Here is a 15,645-nt window from a genome sequence, read left to right on the forward strand (position 1 = left end):
CCTCTTTTTATATGCAAGTTCCGTGCCAGCTTGAAATGTGTGAAAAATAAGCCTTTCCGCAAAGAAATTATGCAATTTCTTGCAGGTTACGTGCATGTTACTGCATGCTATCTTTTGCAAGCTGATACTTATCCATTTTATAGTAAAGATTTCGAATGCTGATCCCTAACGTTTTCGCTGTTTTTGTGCGATTGAATTGATGTTTTTCAAGGGTTTGTTTGATCAGCTGCGCTTCAAATGCTTCTACAGCATCTGAGAGCGTCTCCCCCTCAAATTGACTAACAGCCAGTTCCTGCTGCTCTTTTTCCTCATGCTCGTCTGACTCCATGAAGGCGATATGCGCTTCATCGATCCATTCTTCTTGCGGATTCAAAAAGATCATCGCTCGTCCAAGCACGTTTTCAAGCTCTCTCACGTTGCCTGGCCAGCTATATGATCGAAGTCTATGAAGCGCACGATCTGTTAAGCCGCTGACGTTTCGCCCATAGTCTAAATTGATCTTCTGGATGAGGCGTTTACTTAATGATTCAATATCTTCGAGACGCTGTCTGAGCGGTGGGATCGATATCGGGTATCTATTCATTCGATAATATAAATCCTCTCTGAACTTCCCTTCTGCCATCGCCTTTTCAATATTGACATTTGTCGCTGTGATCACACGCACATCGACCGGTATCGCTTTCGTTCCGCCTACCCGAACAATTTCTTTTTCCTGCATGACACGCAGCAATTTCGCTTGTGTACTTGGCGTCATTTCACCGATTTCATCTAAAAAGATACTGCCGTGATTGGCTTCTTCAAACAGCCCTTTTTTCCCGCCACGCCTTGCACCAGAAAACGCTCCTTCCTCGTAGCCAAACAGTTCTGACTCTAAAAGGGTTTCTGATAAGGCAGCACAGTTGACACGGACAAAGCGGTTGTACTTGCGATCACTTTCATTGTGAATGGCATGTGCAAACAGCTCTTTCCCAGTACCTGATTCTCCGCGGAGTAAAATGGTTGCCGGCGTTTTTGCACCCAGCTTTGCCTGCTCAAGTGCGACAAGCATTTGTTCACTTTCTCCAATAATGTCTTCAAATGTGTACTTTGCTTCAAGTGTTCGGATGAGCTGCCTTGCTTTATTTAATTCATTCGTCAATGATTGAATTTCGGATACATCGTGAATGACCCCGACACTGCCTTTTAAAATGCCGTCCACAATAACAGGTGCTACATTGACGATGACATCTTTTTTATTTGGACCAACCTTCATTCTGACGCCTCGAACAGGTCTTCTTGTTTCAAGCACCTTTAAGTGCATGCTTTCCCCTTCGGAAATATCAGCACCTGCTGGTTTACCTACGACCTCTTTATCCGTTAAACCAGTCATTTTCGTATAAGCACGGTTGATCAAAATACCTTTCCCCTGCTCATCAACAACCGATATGGCTTCATCTGATGATTGAATAATAGCCTCAAGCATCGTTCTTACTTCTTTGAGGTTCGTTACTTCCTCCGCAAGCTCCACCGCATCTGTTATGTCTTTAAAGATGGATAAAGCACCTAACATTCTCCCCGCGTCATCAATAATCGGCAGACGGGTGGTCACAATTTGAATTTGCTGATTCAAAAATTGCTTTTGGTTAAATTCCGGCTCCCTTGACCTTAATATATCGGGAAGTTTCGTGTTCGGAATCACTTCTCGAATGTGACGGCCAATCGCATCCTTTTGCGAACACCCCACCATTTTGGCAGCCGATCGATTAAACAAGACCACTTCTTCGTCCATATTAATAAAAATCATGCCATCATTCGTTGCATTAAAAATGCGGTCATGTTTATAGGTTTGTTCCTTCAATATTTGAATAAGCTGTTGTTTCTCTGCCATTAATTCTGACATGACGTATGCCATCGAGCTTGGCACAATCACAGCATGCTCTGGTTTTTGTTCAATTAATTCTTTCAGTACAGCAGAACTGCCTGTGGTTTCAATGATGATATCAATGTCATCTTTTATGTATTCTTTCCAATCCGTCGTCGTCTCAATTCCATTCTTTTTCGCTTCATCCATCCCCGGTGCCTCGAGATCAAGGTCGGCAATCGCAATGATTTGAACCGTATTTGTTTTCAGCAATGTTTCAAGCAGTGCTGATCCACCTTGTCCTGCACCGACAATCAAGACTCTCTGCATCCCGTTACCCCTTTATATGAAAAAATTTGCACACCATATTTTTCCGTTGCAAAAAATTGCACAACACCTATATTACCACGTTTTCCTTTCTTGACAAAATATTTTTTGAATTAGACAATGGAAGTAAATGACGTTTAAGGGGACATTTGATGGGGAGAATACTGGCATTAGTGATTATTTTAATACCTGGAGCCTTTGCAGCACTTGGCATTAAGCTGCTGCGTGACACTGTTTTCGGCATCATCATTGCACCATTTCCATATTTATGGCTGCAAGGAATTGCAGGGTTGTTATTTTTAGGGGGAGGTCTTTATGTTGTTGCAGGATTTATTTTATATAGGGACCGTAAACGAAATAAAGTAACAACTCGTTTTAAGCAAAGGTAATCATGAAAAAGACCCGCTGTTGATAGCGGGTCTTTATTTGATTTCTTCTCTTATTTTGACGGCTCGATCAGGAAAATCAGTAAAGATTCCATCAACACCCAATCTCAACATATTTTTTATTTGCTTCTCACTGTTTACAGTAAACGGTCTAATCACTTGTTGGTCCGCATGGAGAGCGGCTACTACTTCTTTTGTCACCCCAGCGCCCTTTATATTCGGATGGTAGCCCTTTGCCGGGATTGTTTTTAAATACATGTCCGGCTGATGAATCACATCCATTGTGAGGACCGCCAGTTCAATGTGCGGCATCAGCTTGTGAAAAAGAGCTAAACTGCCGTGATGAAATGATGAGACAAGCACACGATCCTCTATTTGAAAGTGCTCAATTTGCTCTTTTACTTTCTCTTCAATCCCTGGATATCGATAAATAGAGTTTTTTAATTCAATGTTGATCATAAAGGATGATCTCTGCGTCACTAACTCTAATACTTCTTCTAAAAGAGGAATGGTGACCGCACCCGTTTCTTCATAGAAAGAATGACTGGCATCTCCTCTTTTTAACTCTTCATATGTATAGTCTTTCACTAACCCTTTCATATTGGTCGTTCGATTCAGCTTTTCATCGTGAATGACAGCCAGCCTGCCGTCTTTGGTGAGCTGAACATCAAGCTCAATCCCATCCGCTCCAGAATGGAGTGCGTGCTCAAAGGCAATCATGGTGTTCTCTGGATAGTTTCCTTTAAAGCCTCTATGTGCAAAAATTTTCGTCATATGCCACCTCTAAATATGATGATTACCTATATTATGACGTGTCTTTTTTCGTTTTGCCAGTTTGAGTACATAAAAAAACCTCTTCTGATAAGTGAGAAGAGGTTGACAGGTAAATTCGATCACGTAATCGCTCTGATGGCTTGCTCTGTCGTCTCTGCGTCAAGAGCAAAAAGGGAAGAAACAACTGCGACTGCTGTAACGATTGTTACACTTAACAACAACTTTTTCATAAGATAACCTCCACTTTCTTTTGAAGTATTTGTGCATCGAATTTCTTTTCAAGAAAACGAATGGCATTTTGATAATCATTTCGTTCCTTGAAGTATTTCGATATTTGTTCAGACAAATCCTCAAGCTCCACATATAATCTATTTTTTTCTATGTAGTCTAATTTTTCAGAGAATACGTCTGCTGCTCCACTATTTTCGCACATCAAATCCAAAATTTCAAATTTTACTATATATTCATTATTTTGGATATCGCAGCTATATTGAATCCCCTCTTTAATATATTCTTTCGCCTCATGATCTCCTAAATGAACTAAGGCATTTGCGAGAACATATAAAGATTGGATGAAATAATGGCTATTGTCGCGATGAATTTGAATGCTCATCCCTTTTTTGGCGTATTGTGCGCTTTTTTCATAATCATGTTTTGCGTAATAAAGAACCGCTAAATTGTGATAGCACTTTCCAATCAGCACTTCATTGTTAATGCGCTTACTTTTCTCAAGTGCCTCTTGGTACTTTTCTTCAGCTTCATCAAACTGTAGTAAATCAATACAGTTGCTCGCATGTAAAATTAAGCTGTCTATCGCCTGTGCGGTATATTCCTCATGCGCTTTAAACGTATCAATGGCTTTTTTAATATGATTAATGGAAATGAAATTTTGCTTCAGTTCGTAATAAATGGAAGCGACTTTATGATGAAAAGTTCCTACTTCAAGATCTTCATTCACACGTTTTAGCCGCTGCTCAGCAATCTTATAAAAACTAATCGCCTCATCATATTTTTTGACATAGGCAGCATATTGGCCTTTATAAAAGTAAAAATAAAAATTAATAATGTCATCTGCTTTTTCATCCAGCGTTCCGACACTTTTCATAATCTGATTGGCTTTTTCAATATTTCCAAGTAACATTTCATGTCTGCCGTCGACTAGCTGATAATAAAGAAGAACTTCTCGATCCTCATCTGTATTTTTTAGCAAATTCTGAATTTTCTCTTTATAGACAGCAGATTTTTCTAGGTCATTCTGAGAAATGACCCTCGTCCACTTGCTAATTTCGTTCGCAACCTCAGCAGAGTGGATTTTCAGCTTTCCCATAACCTCACCCTCTTCTTTTCATTATTATAGCATAGTAAAAGAATGTGAAAATTATTAAATTCGACAATGGGAATATTCAGTTCAAATGGCACAATCTCTAAGAAGCCAGTGACTTTAAAACGCCAACCAATCAGGTCAATAGAAATAGAACTTTCGATCTCATTTACTTTATTTACTAATTACATAAGACCTTTTCCTCTCATCCTTTTTCTTACGAATGAGCGTTTTCTTCTTCTATAAGCCAATTGATTAGCGTAGCTGATTACCACTATTTTATGTCCTATTCATTTCTTTCATGCTTTATTTTTCATTTTATTCTGAAAATAAAGCGACCCGTTTGTCCAATTTAAACATTAAAGATGATTTTATCAACATAACCATTTTTTAGCAATATTTTACAAAAATAAAAAAACGCCTCATTGAAGAAACGTTTTTTTATGGAAGGTGACTTAGCTTGCTCTATGCTCTAAGCGCAGACGATCAGCCACCATGGCAATAAATTCGGAATTGGTCGGTTTGGCTTTTGACATGCTGACTGTGTAACCAAAGAGTGACGAAATGGAGTCAATATTCCCTCTGCTCCAAGCCACTTCAATGGCATGACGAATCGCTCGTTCTACCCTGCTGGCTGTCGTGTTAAATTTCTTTGCAATGTCTGGGTACAACACTTTTGTAATACTGCCGAGTAGTTCAATATCATTGTACACCATCGAAATGGCTTCTCTTAAGTATAAATAGCCTTTAATATGAGCTGGCACGCCAATCTCATGAATAATCGTCGTAATGCTCGCATCTAAGTTCTTACGTTTCGGTTCAGGTTTGCTGCGAAGGACACTGTTTTGGATAGATGAAGATCGATGGCTGACTTGTGTGCCGTTTCCACTGACTTGACGAATATGACCTACGAGGTTTTCCATATCGAATGGTTTCAAAATGAAATAGGATGCGCCCAAATCGACTGCTTTTTTCGTTACGTCTTCTTGTCCGAAAGCCGTCAGCATAATGACACTTGGCTGTTTGGTCATTTCATTGTTTTCACGGAGGCGTTCCAGTACAGCAAGACCGTCTAAATGAGGCATGATAATATCTAAGAGGAGAACGTCGGGCTCTTTATCTTTAAATAATGTCAGACATTCCTGACCATTATACGCCACGCCAAGTACTTCCATATCTTCCTGTCCCTCAATATACTCTGTCAAAAGGCCAACAAGTTCTCGATTGTCATCAGCTACACACACTTTAATTTTCTCCACGTTCTTTCCTCCCCAATGTCGATTCCTTAGTCTTTTGCATTTCTCTTCTGAGTGTTCAATTCGACAAAACCATGCTATCCCCTTTAAAAAAGTTTAATTTTCCGAATAATAGAGCATTATCTAGCTTTTTCTACGTTTTTCTTAATGAATCGACGATTATTGCAATTTGACAACAAACTGTTTTCCATTTTGTCGAAAAATCTCTTTTTCCTTATTTTATAACATGATGGAAGAGAAAGAAAGGGTAGAAAAAAACTGCCGGAAGATTCGCGGCAGTTTTTCATCAGCTTGCTTTTTTGTTTTTTTGATAAAGATCAATTCCTGCTTCTGACAGCATCCATTCAATGTGTACGCCGTATCCGCTTGTCGGGTCATTGACGAACACGTGAGTGACCGCTCCAATGACTTTGCCATTTTGGATGATCGGACTTCCGCTCATTCCTTGAACGATCCCTCCTGTTTTGCTTAATAAGCGTTCATCTGTTACTTTAAGCACCATTCCTTTTGTTGCCGGGAATTTTTGCGGTGTTGTGCTGACGATTTTAATATCAAATTTCTCTACTTTATCATGGTCCACAACCGTTAATATTTCGGCTGGACCTTCTTTTACTTCACTTGATAATGCGACTGGAAGTGGTTTGTCTGCTACATGATTTTCAAGTTTTTCGGTTAACGTACCAAATATACCAAATGGACTGTTACGTGAAATATCACCTATCGTTTTTCTTTCGGAAGAAAACCTGGCCAATTTTTCTCCAGGGTTGCCTCCTGTCCCTTTTTCAATGGATGTGACAGTTGATCTGACAATTTCACCATTGTCGACCACGATTGGTTTTTTTGTATCCATGTCAGAAATCACATGCCCAAGGGCGCCATATTTTTTAGAAGATGGTTCAAAGAAGGTCATCGTCCCGATTCCTGCTGCGGAATCACGAATATAAAGACCGATTCGATAAGTACCTTCACTTGCATCTTTCGCGGGTGTTAATGTCGTTTGAAAGGTTTTATGGTCTCTTTTTATGAGTAAATGAAGGGTTTCCCCCGTTTTTCCGGCTTTCTGAATAAATGGGGTGAGGTCATTCATCTTCTCCATTTTCTGACCATTGATCTCAATGATCATATCCCCTGATTGAATGCCTGCAGCTTCACCTGGTGATTTTTTGCCGTCTGCTGTTGCGATTTGATGAAAACCGACAACGAGAACTCCGACAGAATGGAGTTTGACGCCAATGGATTGTCCTCCAGGAATGACTTTTAATTCGGGAAGAACATCGACTTTTGTTTTCTTAATAGGAAATCCTTTAAAATCATAAACAATTTCGGCTTTTCCCGCCTTTTGTCCCGTTACTTCAAGTTGATTCTTTTTCTCTGAAAGACTAAAGGCTGGTGAAGAAGCATTGGCTGACGCTTCAATGGATGTATCAATCGAATGCTTCTCGTGTTCAAATACTGCGACAGTTGTTGGAATGCTGATATATTCCTTCACTATGCTCATAAACCCTGTACTTATTAAAGAAACAAGGAGAATCACACCAATGGCTTTTCTCATCTTTTCGGGCATTCATTTTTCACTCTCCTCGCTCCTTACCCACACCAGAACATTAATGTTTTGGCTACATCTTTACTTTTGCCTTCTTAGCGAGGATTTATAACCGACACCTTTAGAAAATGATTGGATAAATTGATAAAAGAAAAAGACGATTTCATGCGTATATACGGCGAATATGAGACAATATAAAAAAGGCAGCTGTTGTTTCAGCTACCCTGTCGTTTTGACATCATTTGCTTGGTGCAGTAATTCTTTTGCATGCTGTTTTGTGAGCTCAGTGACTTCTACACCAGCAATCATTCGGCCAATTTCACTCACTTTTTCATCATCACTGAGTGGTTTGACATTCGTCATTGTTCTACCAGCTTTAGCGCGTTTAGAAATAAAAAGATGTGTATCAGCCATTGCTGCAACTTGCGGCAGATGGGTAATACAGAGTACTTGTGAGCCTGCTGCTACTTTATAAATTTTTTCAGCAATGGCTTGTGCGACTCTGCCGCTAACACCCGTATCCACTTCATCAAATATAATGGACGTCACTTCTTGTTTCGCTGAGAAAATACTTTTCACTGCCAGCATGACACGTGAAATTTCTCCTCCAGATGCTACTTTTGACAAAGATTTCATCGGTTCACCCGGATTTGTAGAAATGACAAATTGCGCTTGATCTATGCCATTTTTCCCGAGCTGTACGGGTTTTCCATCTAAAAGCGGGCAGTCCGTACTGCCAAAAGGTGCATATCGAATCGTAAAAGCGGTATCAAAAGAAGACTTCTCCATATATAAATCCTTCAATTCAGCTTGAATGTGCTTCGCCAGTTTTTTCGCCCATTTTTTACGGAGCTCTGACACGTTGAGCGCTTCAAGCAATGCATCCCGGCTTATCGCATCAAGTTTGTTTTTAAGTGTCTGCAAATGGCTGTCTCGATTTTGGATTTGGTCTATCTCCTCTTCAATCTTAGCCGCATATTCTAAAATTTCCTCAACGGTTGTGCCGTACTTTCGCTTCAGCTGCTTCATCTCATTTAGCCTAGACTCAATAAAATCAAGACGGGCTGGATCAAATTCTAATTGATCAAGCATGCTGCGCATTTGAAAAGTAGAATCTTCCAATAAATAATAGGAGTTTGACACTTGCTCAGAGAGCTTTTTCAGATCGTCGTTGATCTCAGAAACTTGCTCAAGCTCGCTTGAAGCCATTCCAACCCAATCAAGTCCTCCCTGCTCATTACGCAGAGCATTATATGCGTTTTGAAGCGAGGAAAAGATTTTTTCAAAATTGCTGATTTGATGACGTTCCTCTTGAAGCTTCTCATCTTCTCCAGGCTCTAATTGTGCCGCTTCAATCTCTTCCAGCTGAAATTGCAATAAGTCTAACCGGTGAACCATTTCTTGTTCATTTTCAGACAGCTGTTTGAGTTTTTGCGCCGTCTTCATATATTGATCATACGCTTCTTGATACTGCGAGAGAGCAGGTGCAATTTCATCTGCTCCAAATTGATCAAGCAAATGCAAATGATTTTCATCCTCCATTAACAGCTGATTATCGTGCTGTCCATGTATATCAAGCAAAAGCCGGCCAACTTCTCTTAAAAGCGAGATGGTGACAAGCTTACCATTAATGCGGCAAATGCTTTTCCCGCTTTGATTGATATCACGGCGAAGAATCATCATTTCATCAGATGCATCAATTCCTTGCTCCTCGCAAAGGGCAAATACAGGATGATCTGCTGGTACAAGAAAAAGACCTTCCAGCTCTGCTTTTTTTTCGCCATAACGGACAAATTCAGATGATCCTCTTCCCCCTACGAGAAGTGAGACAGCGTCAATCATGATTGATTTTCCGGCACCTGTTTCCCCTGTTAGAACTGTGAGTCCTTTTTCAAACGAAACCGTTAACTCCTCAATGATTGCAAAGTTTTTAATGGTTAGTTCTGCTAACACTCATTTGACACCTCTTTTTGTAAACCTGATCTCTTTATAGAAGCTCTAAAATTTTGGACGAAACGGTATCCGTATCGTCTGGCGTGCGGCAAATGATTAAGATGGTATCATCCCCACAAATGGTTCCCATAATTTCTTCCCAATCTAAATTATCCATTAAAGCACCGATGGCTTGAGCGTTCCCAGGCATTGTTTTTAGAACGATTAAATGACTGGCAGCATCCATTTTAATAAATGCGTCCATTAAGGAACGCTTTAATTTCGATAGCGGGTTAAACCGCTGATCTGCAGGAAGGCTGTATTTATATGTTCCATTATTTGTTGGCACTTTGACTAAATGCAGTTCTTTGATATCTCTTGATACGGTCGCCTGTGTGATGTTATATCCATCCGCTTTCAAAATATCGACTAATTCGTCTTGTGTTTCGATTTCTTGGCTTGCGATAATTTCTCTAATCTTAATATGTCTTTGACCTTTGTTCATTTTGACCCCCCTAGACGTTAGAATCTCAGTTTGTCTTTACGTTCTATGTTATATGATGCACACTTCAAAAAACAAGCATTACGTGAGAAACGGTCAATTCTGATCTTTTGACCATGTAAAAAGGAATAATAGCGAGCGATTATTCCGTTCAGCATGTAGACAAACCCTCGCATTCTTTGTCAGTCCTGCGCTCTGGTGCTCACGAATCCCAAATTCGCTCCGCGCCAGTACTCGTCCTTCCTAGGGCTGCAAAGGTTTTCTATCACGCTGAAAAGAAGACAAAGGGCTAAAATCAAGTTCATTTTAGCCCTTTGTCAACAATCTAAAAGGAATAATAGCGAGCTATTATTCCTTTTGTTTCAATAATTCATGTGTCAGCCGGCTCAGGACTGTTTTTCTTTTCTTTCAATACGGCATGGGCTTCTTTGACGACTTTTTCAAGTTCAAATACTGGAAGTGCCGTATTCTCTTCTTGATCGGGATGCAGGACCAAGTGGAGGAGAAATTCGATATTTCCATCTCCACCTGTAATCGGTGAAAACGAAACATCCTTTACATCATAGCCTTCTTTTGCAGCAAATTGATTCATTTCTTCTAGCACACCAAGATGTACAGAAGGTTCTCGCACAATGCCTTTTTTTCCAACAAGCTCTCTGCCCGCTTCAAACTGCGGCTTTACTAGCGCAATACAGTCGCCGCCTGGGATAAGAATATGCTTTAATGCGGGAAGAATGAGTTTGAGCGAGATAAATGATACATCAATAGATGCAACCTCTGGTAATCCTTCGGTGAAATCTGCCGGAACAGAATGGCGGAAGTTGGTGCGTTCCATGACGATCACCCGATCATCCTGTCGTAATTTCCACGCAAGCTGATTGTAGCCAACATCCACAGCATAGGATTTGACTGCTCCATTTTGGAGTGCGCAATCTGTAAATCCCCCTGTTGATGAGCCGATATCAATTAAAAGCTTTCCTTCAACGGTTAAATCAAATTCTTGAAGTGCCTTTTCGAGCTTTAGCCCACCTCGGCTGACATATTTCAGCGGATTCCCCTTCACAGTCAGCGGGGTATCACGAGCGATTTTTTCTCCTGGCTTATCCAAACGGTTTTCATTTGAGTAAACGATCCCTGCCATAATGGCGCGTTTTGCTTTCTCTCTCGTTTCCATTAGTCCTTGTTCGACTAATAAAACGTCAAGTCGTTCTTTCTTTGATGTCATGATCCAATTCCTTTTCTTGGTGCTGCGGGAAGCAGGTCACGTAACGTTTCAGCAGCCTGTGTTTTCGTCAGTCCAATTTCCTCAAGTAGCGCATCGACACTTCCATGCTCAATAAATTCATCTGGAATGCCCATACGTTCTACTTTTATATGAGACGCTTTTTTGTCGTGAATATATTCTAGTACGCTGCTGCCAAATCCACCCTGAAGCACCGCTTCTTCTATTGTTAAAATTGGCAAACCTTCAGACAGTATCTCATTTAACATGCCTTCATCAAGAGGCTTAATGAAACGTGCATTGACAACACGAATTGATTTTCCTTCTTTTTGCAGTTCTTCTGCTGCCTGCAGCGCCATTTTAATGGTTGTACCGAATGTTAAAATGACAGCATCTTTCCCGGGACGAAGAACTTCCCAAGAACCAATTGGGATGGTTTTCAGCTGTTCATCCATTTTGACGCCTAGTCCATTTCCACGCGGGAAGCGCATGGCAATTGGACCATCATCATATTGAATGGCTGTGTTGACCATGTGCTGTCCTTCATTTTCATCCTTTGGCATCATGAGAACCATATTCGGCATATGACGCATGAAAGCAATGTCAAACACACCTTGATGCGTTTCTCCATCTGCACCGACAAGACCTGCACGGTCAATTCCAATGAACACATTGAGATTTTGACGGCAAATATCATGCAGCACTTGGTCATAGGCTCTTTGGAGGAACGTTGAATAAATCGCTAAAAATGGCTTCATGTCCTGTGTAGCAAGTCCAGCTGCCATTGTTGCAGCGTGCTGCTCTGCAATTCCAACATCAAACATTCGCTCTGGGAATTCTTTTGCAAACCCTTCAAGCTTTGAGCCAACGGGCATTGCAGGTGTAATTGCGACAATTCGCCCATCTTCCCGTGCCAGCTTTCTGACGGTTTCACTGACGAGACCACTCCATGACGGTGCGGCTGCTGTCGGTTTCACAAAGTCACCTGTGTCGATTTTGTATGGTCCTGTTCCGTGCCATGTGCCGATCTTATCAGATTCGGCCGGCTTATAGCCTTTTCCTTTTTTCGTGATGACATGAAGGAGAACCGGGCCTTTTGTTTTCTTTGCGTACTCAAGATTCTCAAACAAATCTTCATAGGAATGTCCATCTACTGGTCCTAAGTAAGTAAAGCCCATTTCCTCAAAGAACATACCAGAGACAAGCAAATACTTCAGACTGTCCTTGATACGTTCTGCTGTTGCAGCAAGCTTCCCGCCTACTGCTGGGATACGCTTGAATAAGTATTCAAGCTCGTCCTTTACCCATTGGTATTTACCAGCTGTACGTAGTCTGCCAAGCATTGTATGGATCGCACCAACGTTTGGTGCAATACTCATTTCATTGTCGTTTAAGATCACAATCATGTCTTTTTTTTCATCCCCGATATGGTTCAGTGCTTCTAACGCCATACCGCCGGTTAGTGCACCATCGCCGATAATCGGGAGAATGTATTCATCTGTTCCTTTAATGTCACGCGCTGCCGCCATTCCCATTGCACCAGATAATGAGGTTGAACTGTGTCCAGTCTCCCAAACATCATGTTCACTTTCATTTCGTTTAGGGAAACCGCAGAGCCCTTTATATTGACGAAGTGTATCAAACTCGGCGCCTCTTCCAGTTAACAGCTTGTGAACGTAAGACTGATGTCCAACATCCCAAAGAAATTTGTCTTTCGGGCTGTCAAATACTTTGTGAAGTGCAACAGTAAGTTCAACGACACCAAGGTTTGGACCAATGTGCCCACCAGAGTTCGCTAACGACTCAATTAAAAACGTGCGAATGTCCGCACTAAGCTCCTCTAATTCTGCATTAGACATTCCTTTTAGAAACGTTGGATTTTTTATTGATAAAAGATCCAATCAGGATCAACTCGCTTTCAACAAAATTTCTATCTACATATATAATGCCTTATTCCTATGAAAACCAATTCAGGAATAAGAGTTGTCTCATCATGATAAACTGTTTACAGTTTACCACAATTGCTCGAGGACCCTCAAATCTAGGCTGTTTTTAGTGATCTCGTGAGGCAATCAGATCGCATAAATCATGCAGCAAGTTTTGCTCCAACTCAAGATTTGAGACAATTTCTTTCGCACGAGTGATATGTTCATCCAGCTTTTCTTTTGCTCCTGAAAGCGTTAATAAAGAAGGATATGTCGACTTTTCATTTGCTGTATCGGAGCCGATCCGCTTTCCTATTTTCTCTTCGCTGCCTTCAAGATCTAAAATATCGTCACGGATTTGAAAAGCAATGCCAATATGATAGCTGAATTCTCTCAGCTTTTCGATCTCATCATCAGATGCACCTGCCAGTATCGCACCAGCAACCACACTAAAGGTGAGTAGCTTTCCTGTTTTGCGGGCATGAATCGATTCTAATTCAGAAAGAGGGATTTGTTTCTGTTCTGCTTCCATATCATCAAATTGCCCGCCAACCATTCCGAGTGCACCTGCTGATGTAACAAGTTCATCGATGATTCGAAGCTTTTGATCAGCAGGTACATCGTCAGATAATTGCGATGTAATGAGACGGAAGCTTTCAGTGAGCAGCGCATCACCTGCAAGAACAGCTGTTGCCTCGCCGTATACTTTATGGTTGGTCGGCTTTCCTCGGCGCAGATCATCATCATCCATACAAGGAAGATCATCGTGTATCAAGGAATACGTATGAATCATTTCCACTGCACAACCTACTGGTATACCGTCTTCTTCCTTTTTCCCATACGCATCTAAAAGAGCAAGAACAAGCACAGGACGCAGTCTTTTTCCGCCAGCTTTCAGAGAATAAAGCATAGAAGATTTCAGCTCTTCTGGAATAGACAATTCCTGCACATATGTAAATAAATAGTCTTCAATTGCTTGTTTTCGTGTTGTTAAAAATTCGTTTAAGTTACTTGTCACCAGCATCTGCCTCCTTCACAGAAAAAGGAGCCAGTTCACCGTCCTCTTTTAAAATGAAATCCATTTGCTTTTCAACATGCTGTAATTTTTCATGGCAAAGTTTTGAGAGCGTCATACCCTCTTGGAAATAGTGGATAGCTTGTTCTAGCGGTACATCGCCTTCTTCGAGCTTTCCCACAATCTCTTCAAGTCCTTTCATGGCCTCTTCAAATGTCATTTGTTCTTCTTTTTGTTTATTTGATTCTGTCATGATGATTGCCCTCCTTCTCAATAACCTCACAAATCAGACGTCCATCCTTCATTGTAATCGTCAGTTGATCCTTCGTTTCTACTTGATTCACACTTTTAATGAGCTCATCTTCTTTATAAGCTAAACTATAGCCTCTTTCCATGACTTGAAGCGGATTTAATGCATTTAGTTTACCAAGAACCGATTGGAACTGCGAATGAATTGTTTTCATTTGCACATTCATGCTCCGAACGAGCTGTTCTGTTTCATTGGCATGACGTTTTTTCGCCTGAAGCAGCTGCTCTTTAGGATGAAGCGGCTTCAGTCTATATGTTTGGCGGTCCAGTTGACTGCGTTTTTGTTCCATTTGTCTTGTCAGCTGTTTTTGAAAACGATCAAATACCATATCGAATTGTTGCTCTTTTTGCTCTTGTAATCGTTTTGGAAATCGGAAAGCATAAGAGGATTGAAGTGCCACAAGACGGTCTTTTGCTTGTGACGTTCGATTTTTTACTGCTCTTGTTAACCGAATGTCGATTGATTTGATTCGTTCAATTAAATCAGCGGTGCTTGGAACAGCTAGTTCTGCTGCTCCTGTTGGTGTGGGTGCTCTCATGTCTGCAGTGAAATCACTAATGGTAAAATCTGTTTCGTGCCCAACTGCAGAAATGATTGGAATGTCTGATGCGAAGATCGCTCTTGCGACTGCTTCTTCATTAAAGGCCCAAAGTTCTTCAATCGATCCTCCGCCTCTCCCGACAATCAAGACATCACAAAGCTGTTTTTCATTGGCTTCTTTAATCCGTTCCACAATCGAACGCGGAGCATTTTCTCCTTGGACTAATGCCGGAAGCACAATGATCTTGGCCTGCTGATAGCGCCGATTGATCGTGGTAATGACATCTCGAACAGCTGCTCCTGTTGGGGATGTAATGACACCAACAACCTCTGGATATTCAGGAATTGTTTTTTTATAGCGCTCATCAAATAAGCCTTCACTTGCTAGTTTCTTCTTCAGCTCTTCATAGGCAAGATGAAGAGCACCAACACCATCAGGCTGCATTTCTTTTGCATATAATTGATAGCTTCCGCTCGGTTCGTAGACTTGAATTCCGCCACGTACGAACACTTTCATTCCGCTCTTTGGTGAAAAAGGCAGCTTGGACGCGGAGCGCTGGAACATAACAGCTTGCATACGTGCATTTTCGTCCTTTAAGGTGAAATAAACATGACCTCTTGAATGAATCTTCACATTTGATAACTCACCTTTGATCCAAATATCTTCTAAATGAGGGTCAACATCAAATTTTCTTTTTATGTATTTTGTAAGGGCTGTGACCGTCACAAAGGCTTTTTCACTCATGACGTAT

13 protein-coding genes are annotated in these 15,645 nt (G+C 41.0%); 1 reads left to right on the forward strand and 12 read right to left on the reverse strand.

The window, feature by feature from the left end; translation table 11 throughout:
- Positions 1-97: 97 nt before the first annotated feature.
- A complete protein-coding gene (locus tag ASG46_RS16415) occupies positions 98-2,170 on the reverse strand; it encodes a sigma-54 interaction domain-containing protein (protein WP_056705225.1) in 2,073 nt (690 codons plus the stop codon).
- A 149-nt stretch (positions 2,171-2,319) separates the two neighbouring features.
- On the opposite strand from ASG46_RS16415, the gene ASG46_RS16420 reads away from it, so the two are divergent.
- The gene (locus ASG46_RS16420; protein WP_017357960.1) at positions 2,320-2,556 is read left to right on the forward strand and encodes a DUF2627 domain-containing protein; all 237 of its coding nucleotides are present in this window, start codon (positions 2,320-2,322) and stop codon (positions 2,554-2,556) included.
- Between the two features lie 33 nt (positions 2,557-2,589).
- On the opposite strand, the gene ASG46_RS16425 is transcribed toward ASG46_RS16420, so the two are convergent.
- The 11 genes from ASG46_RS16425 to xseA all read right to left on the reverse strand — a co-directional run bounded on the left by ASG46_RS16425 (position 2,590) and on the right by xseA (position 15,638).
- Complete coding sequence (locus ASG46_RS16425) at positions 2,590-3,327, reverse strand: glycerophosphodiester phosphodiesterase (protein ID WP_045034364.1); 738 nt, start codon at positions 3,325-3,327, stop codon at positions 2,590-2,592.
- 226 nt (positions 3,328-3,553) lie between these two features.
- The gene (locus tag ASG46_RS16430) at positions 3,554-4,654 is read right to left on the reverse strand and encodes a Rap family tetratricopeptide repeat protein (RefSeq protein WP_007501159.1); all 1,101 of its coding nucleotides are present in this window, start codon (positions 4,652-4,654) and stop codon (positions 3,554-3,556) included.
- Positions 4,655-5,103: 449 nt separating this feature from the next.
- Entirely contained in the window at positions 5,104-5,907 is an 804-nt protein-coding gene (spo0A, locus tag ASG46_RS16435) for a sporulation transcription factor Spo0A (protein WP_008342226.1), read from the reverse strand.
- Between the two features lie 283 nt (positions 5,908-6,190).
- Entirely contained in the window at positions 6,191-7,468 is a 1,278-nt protein-coding gene (spoIVB, locus tag ASG46_RS16440) for a SpoIVB peptidase (protein WP_041506972.1), read from the reverse strand.
- Between the two features lie 198 nt (positions 7,469-7,666).
- Entirely contained in the window at positions 7,667-9,400 is a 1,734-nt protein-coding gene (gene recN / locus ASG46_RS16445) for a DNA repair protein RecN (RefSeq protein ID WP_041506971.1), read from the reverse strand.
- A gap of 34 nt (positions 9,401-9,434) precedes the next feature.
- Positions 9,435-9,884: a transcriptional regulator AhrC/ArgR gene (gene ahrC / locus ASG46_RS16450; protein ID WP_007501163.1), complete on the reverse strand. Its 450-nt coding sequence runs from the start codon at positions 9,882-9,884 to the stop codon at positions 9,435-9,437.
- A 367-nt stretch (positions 9,885-10,251) separates the two neighbouring features.
- A complete protein-coding gene (locus tag ASG46_RS16455) occupies positions 10,252-11,106 on the reverse strand; it encodes a TlyA family RNA methyltransferase (RefSeq protein ID WP_041506970.1) in 855 nt (284 codons plus the stop codon).
- Entirely contained in the window at positions 11,103-13,004 is a 1,902-nt protein-coding gene (gene dxs, locus ASG46_RS16460) for a 1-deoxy-D-xylulose-5-phosphate synthase (RefSeq protein ID WP_056705228.1), read from the reverse strand. The genes ASG46_RS16455 and dxs overlap by 4 nt, the downstream gene beginning before the upstream one ends.
- A gap of 151 nt (positions 13,005-13,155) precedes the next feature.
- Positions 13,156-14,052, reverse strand: coding sequence for a polyprenyl synthetase family protein (locus tag ASG46_RS16465; RefSeq protein ID WP_196760493.1), 897 nt, complete (start codon positions 14,050-14,052; stop codon positions 13,156-13,158).
- Positions 14,036-14,296 carry an exodeoxyribonuclease VII small subunit gene (locus ASG46_RS16470; protein ID WP_003215880.1) on the reverse strand — a complete coding sequence of 87 codons (261 nt, stop codon included), beginning with the start codon at positions 14,294-14,296 and terminating at the stop codon, positions 14,036-14,038. Before ASG46_RS16470 ends, ASG46_RS16465 begins: the two co-directional genes overlap by 17 nt.
- The gene (xseA, locus tag ASG46_RS16475) at positions 14,280-15,638 is read right to left on the reverse strand and encodes an exodeoxyribonuclease VII large subunit (protein WP_024718864.1); all 1,359 of its coding nucleotides are present in this window, start codon (positions 15,636-15,638) and stop codon (positions 14,280-14,282) included. The genes ASG46_RS16470 and xseA overlap by 17 nt, the downstream gene beginning before the upstream one ends.
- Positions 15,639-15,645 lie beyond the last annotated feature (7 nt).

Origin of the sequence: Bacillus sp. Leaf49, from assembly GCF_001426125.1 — a bacterium.
Classification (GTDB): Bacteria; Bacillota; Bacilli; order Bacillales; family Bacillaceae; genus Bacillus; species Bacillus altitudinis.

Coding starts and splice junctions, on each gene's coding strand:
- ASG46_RS16415 (WP_056705225.1), bottom strand. CDS start 2,170: ATGCAGAGAGTCTTGATTGTCGGTGCAGGACAAGGTGGATCAGCACTG.
- ASG46_RS16420 (WP_017357960.1), top strand. CDS start 2,320: ATGGGGAGAATACTGGCATTAGTGATTATTTTAATACCTGGAGCCTTT.
- ASG46_RS16425 (WP_045034364.1), bottom strand. CDS start 3,327: ATGACGAAAATTTTTGCACATAGAGGCTTTAAAGGAAACTATCCAGAG.
- ASG46_RS16430 (WP_007501159.1), bottom strand. CDS start 4,654: ATGGGAAAGCTGAAAATCCACTCTGCTGAGGTTGCGAACGAAATTAGC.
- spoIVB (WP_041506972.1), bottom strand. CDS start 7,468: ATGCCCGAAAAGATGAGAAAAGCCATTGGTGTGATTCTCCTTGTTTCT.
- ahrC (WP_007501163.1), bottom strand. CDS start 9,884: ATGAACAAAGGTCAAAGACATATTAAGATTAGAGAAATTATCGCAAGC.
- ASG46_RS16455 (WP_041506970.1), bottom strand. CDS start 11,106: ATGACATCAAAGAAAGAACGACTTGACGTTTTATTAGTCGAACAAGGA.
- ASG46_RS16465 (WP_196760493.1), bottom strand. CDS start 14,052: ATGCTGGTGACAAGTAACTTAAACGAATTTTTAACAACACGAAAACAA.
- ASG46_RS16470 (WP_003215880.1), bottom strand. CDS start 14,296: ATGACAGAATCAAATAAACAAAAAGAAGAACAAATGACATTTGAAGAG.
- xseA (WP_024718864.1), bottom strand. CDS start 15,638: ATGAGTGAAAAAGCCTTTGTGACGGTCACAGCCCTTACAAAATACATA.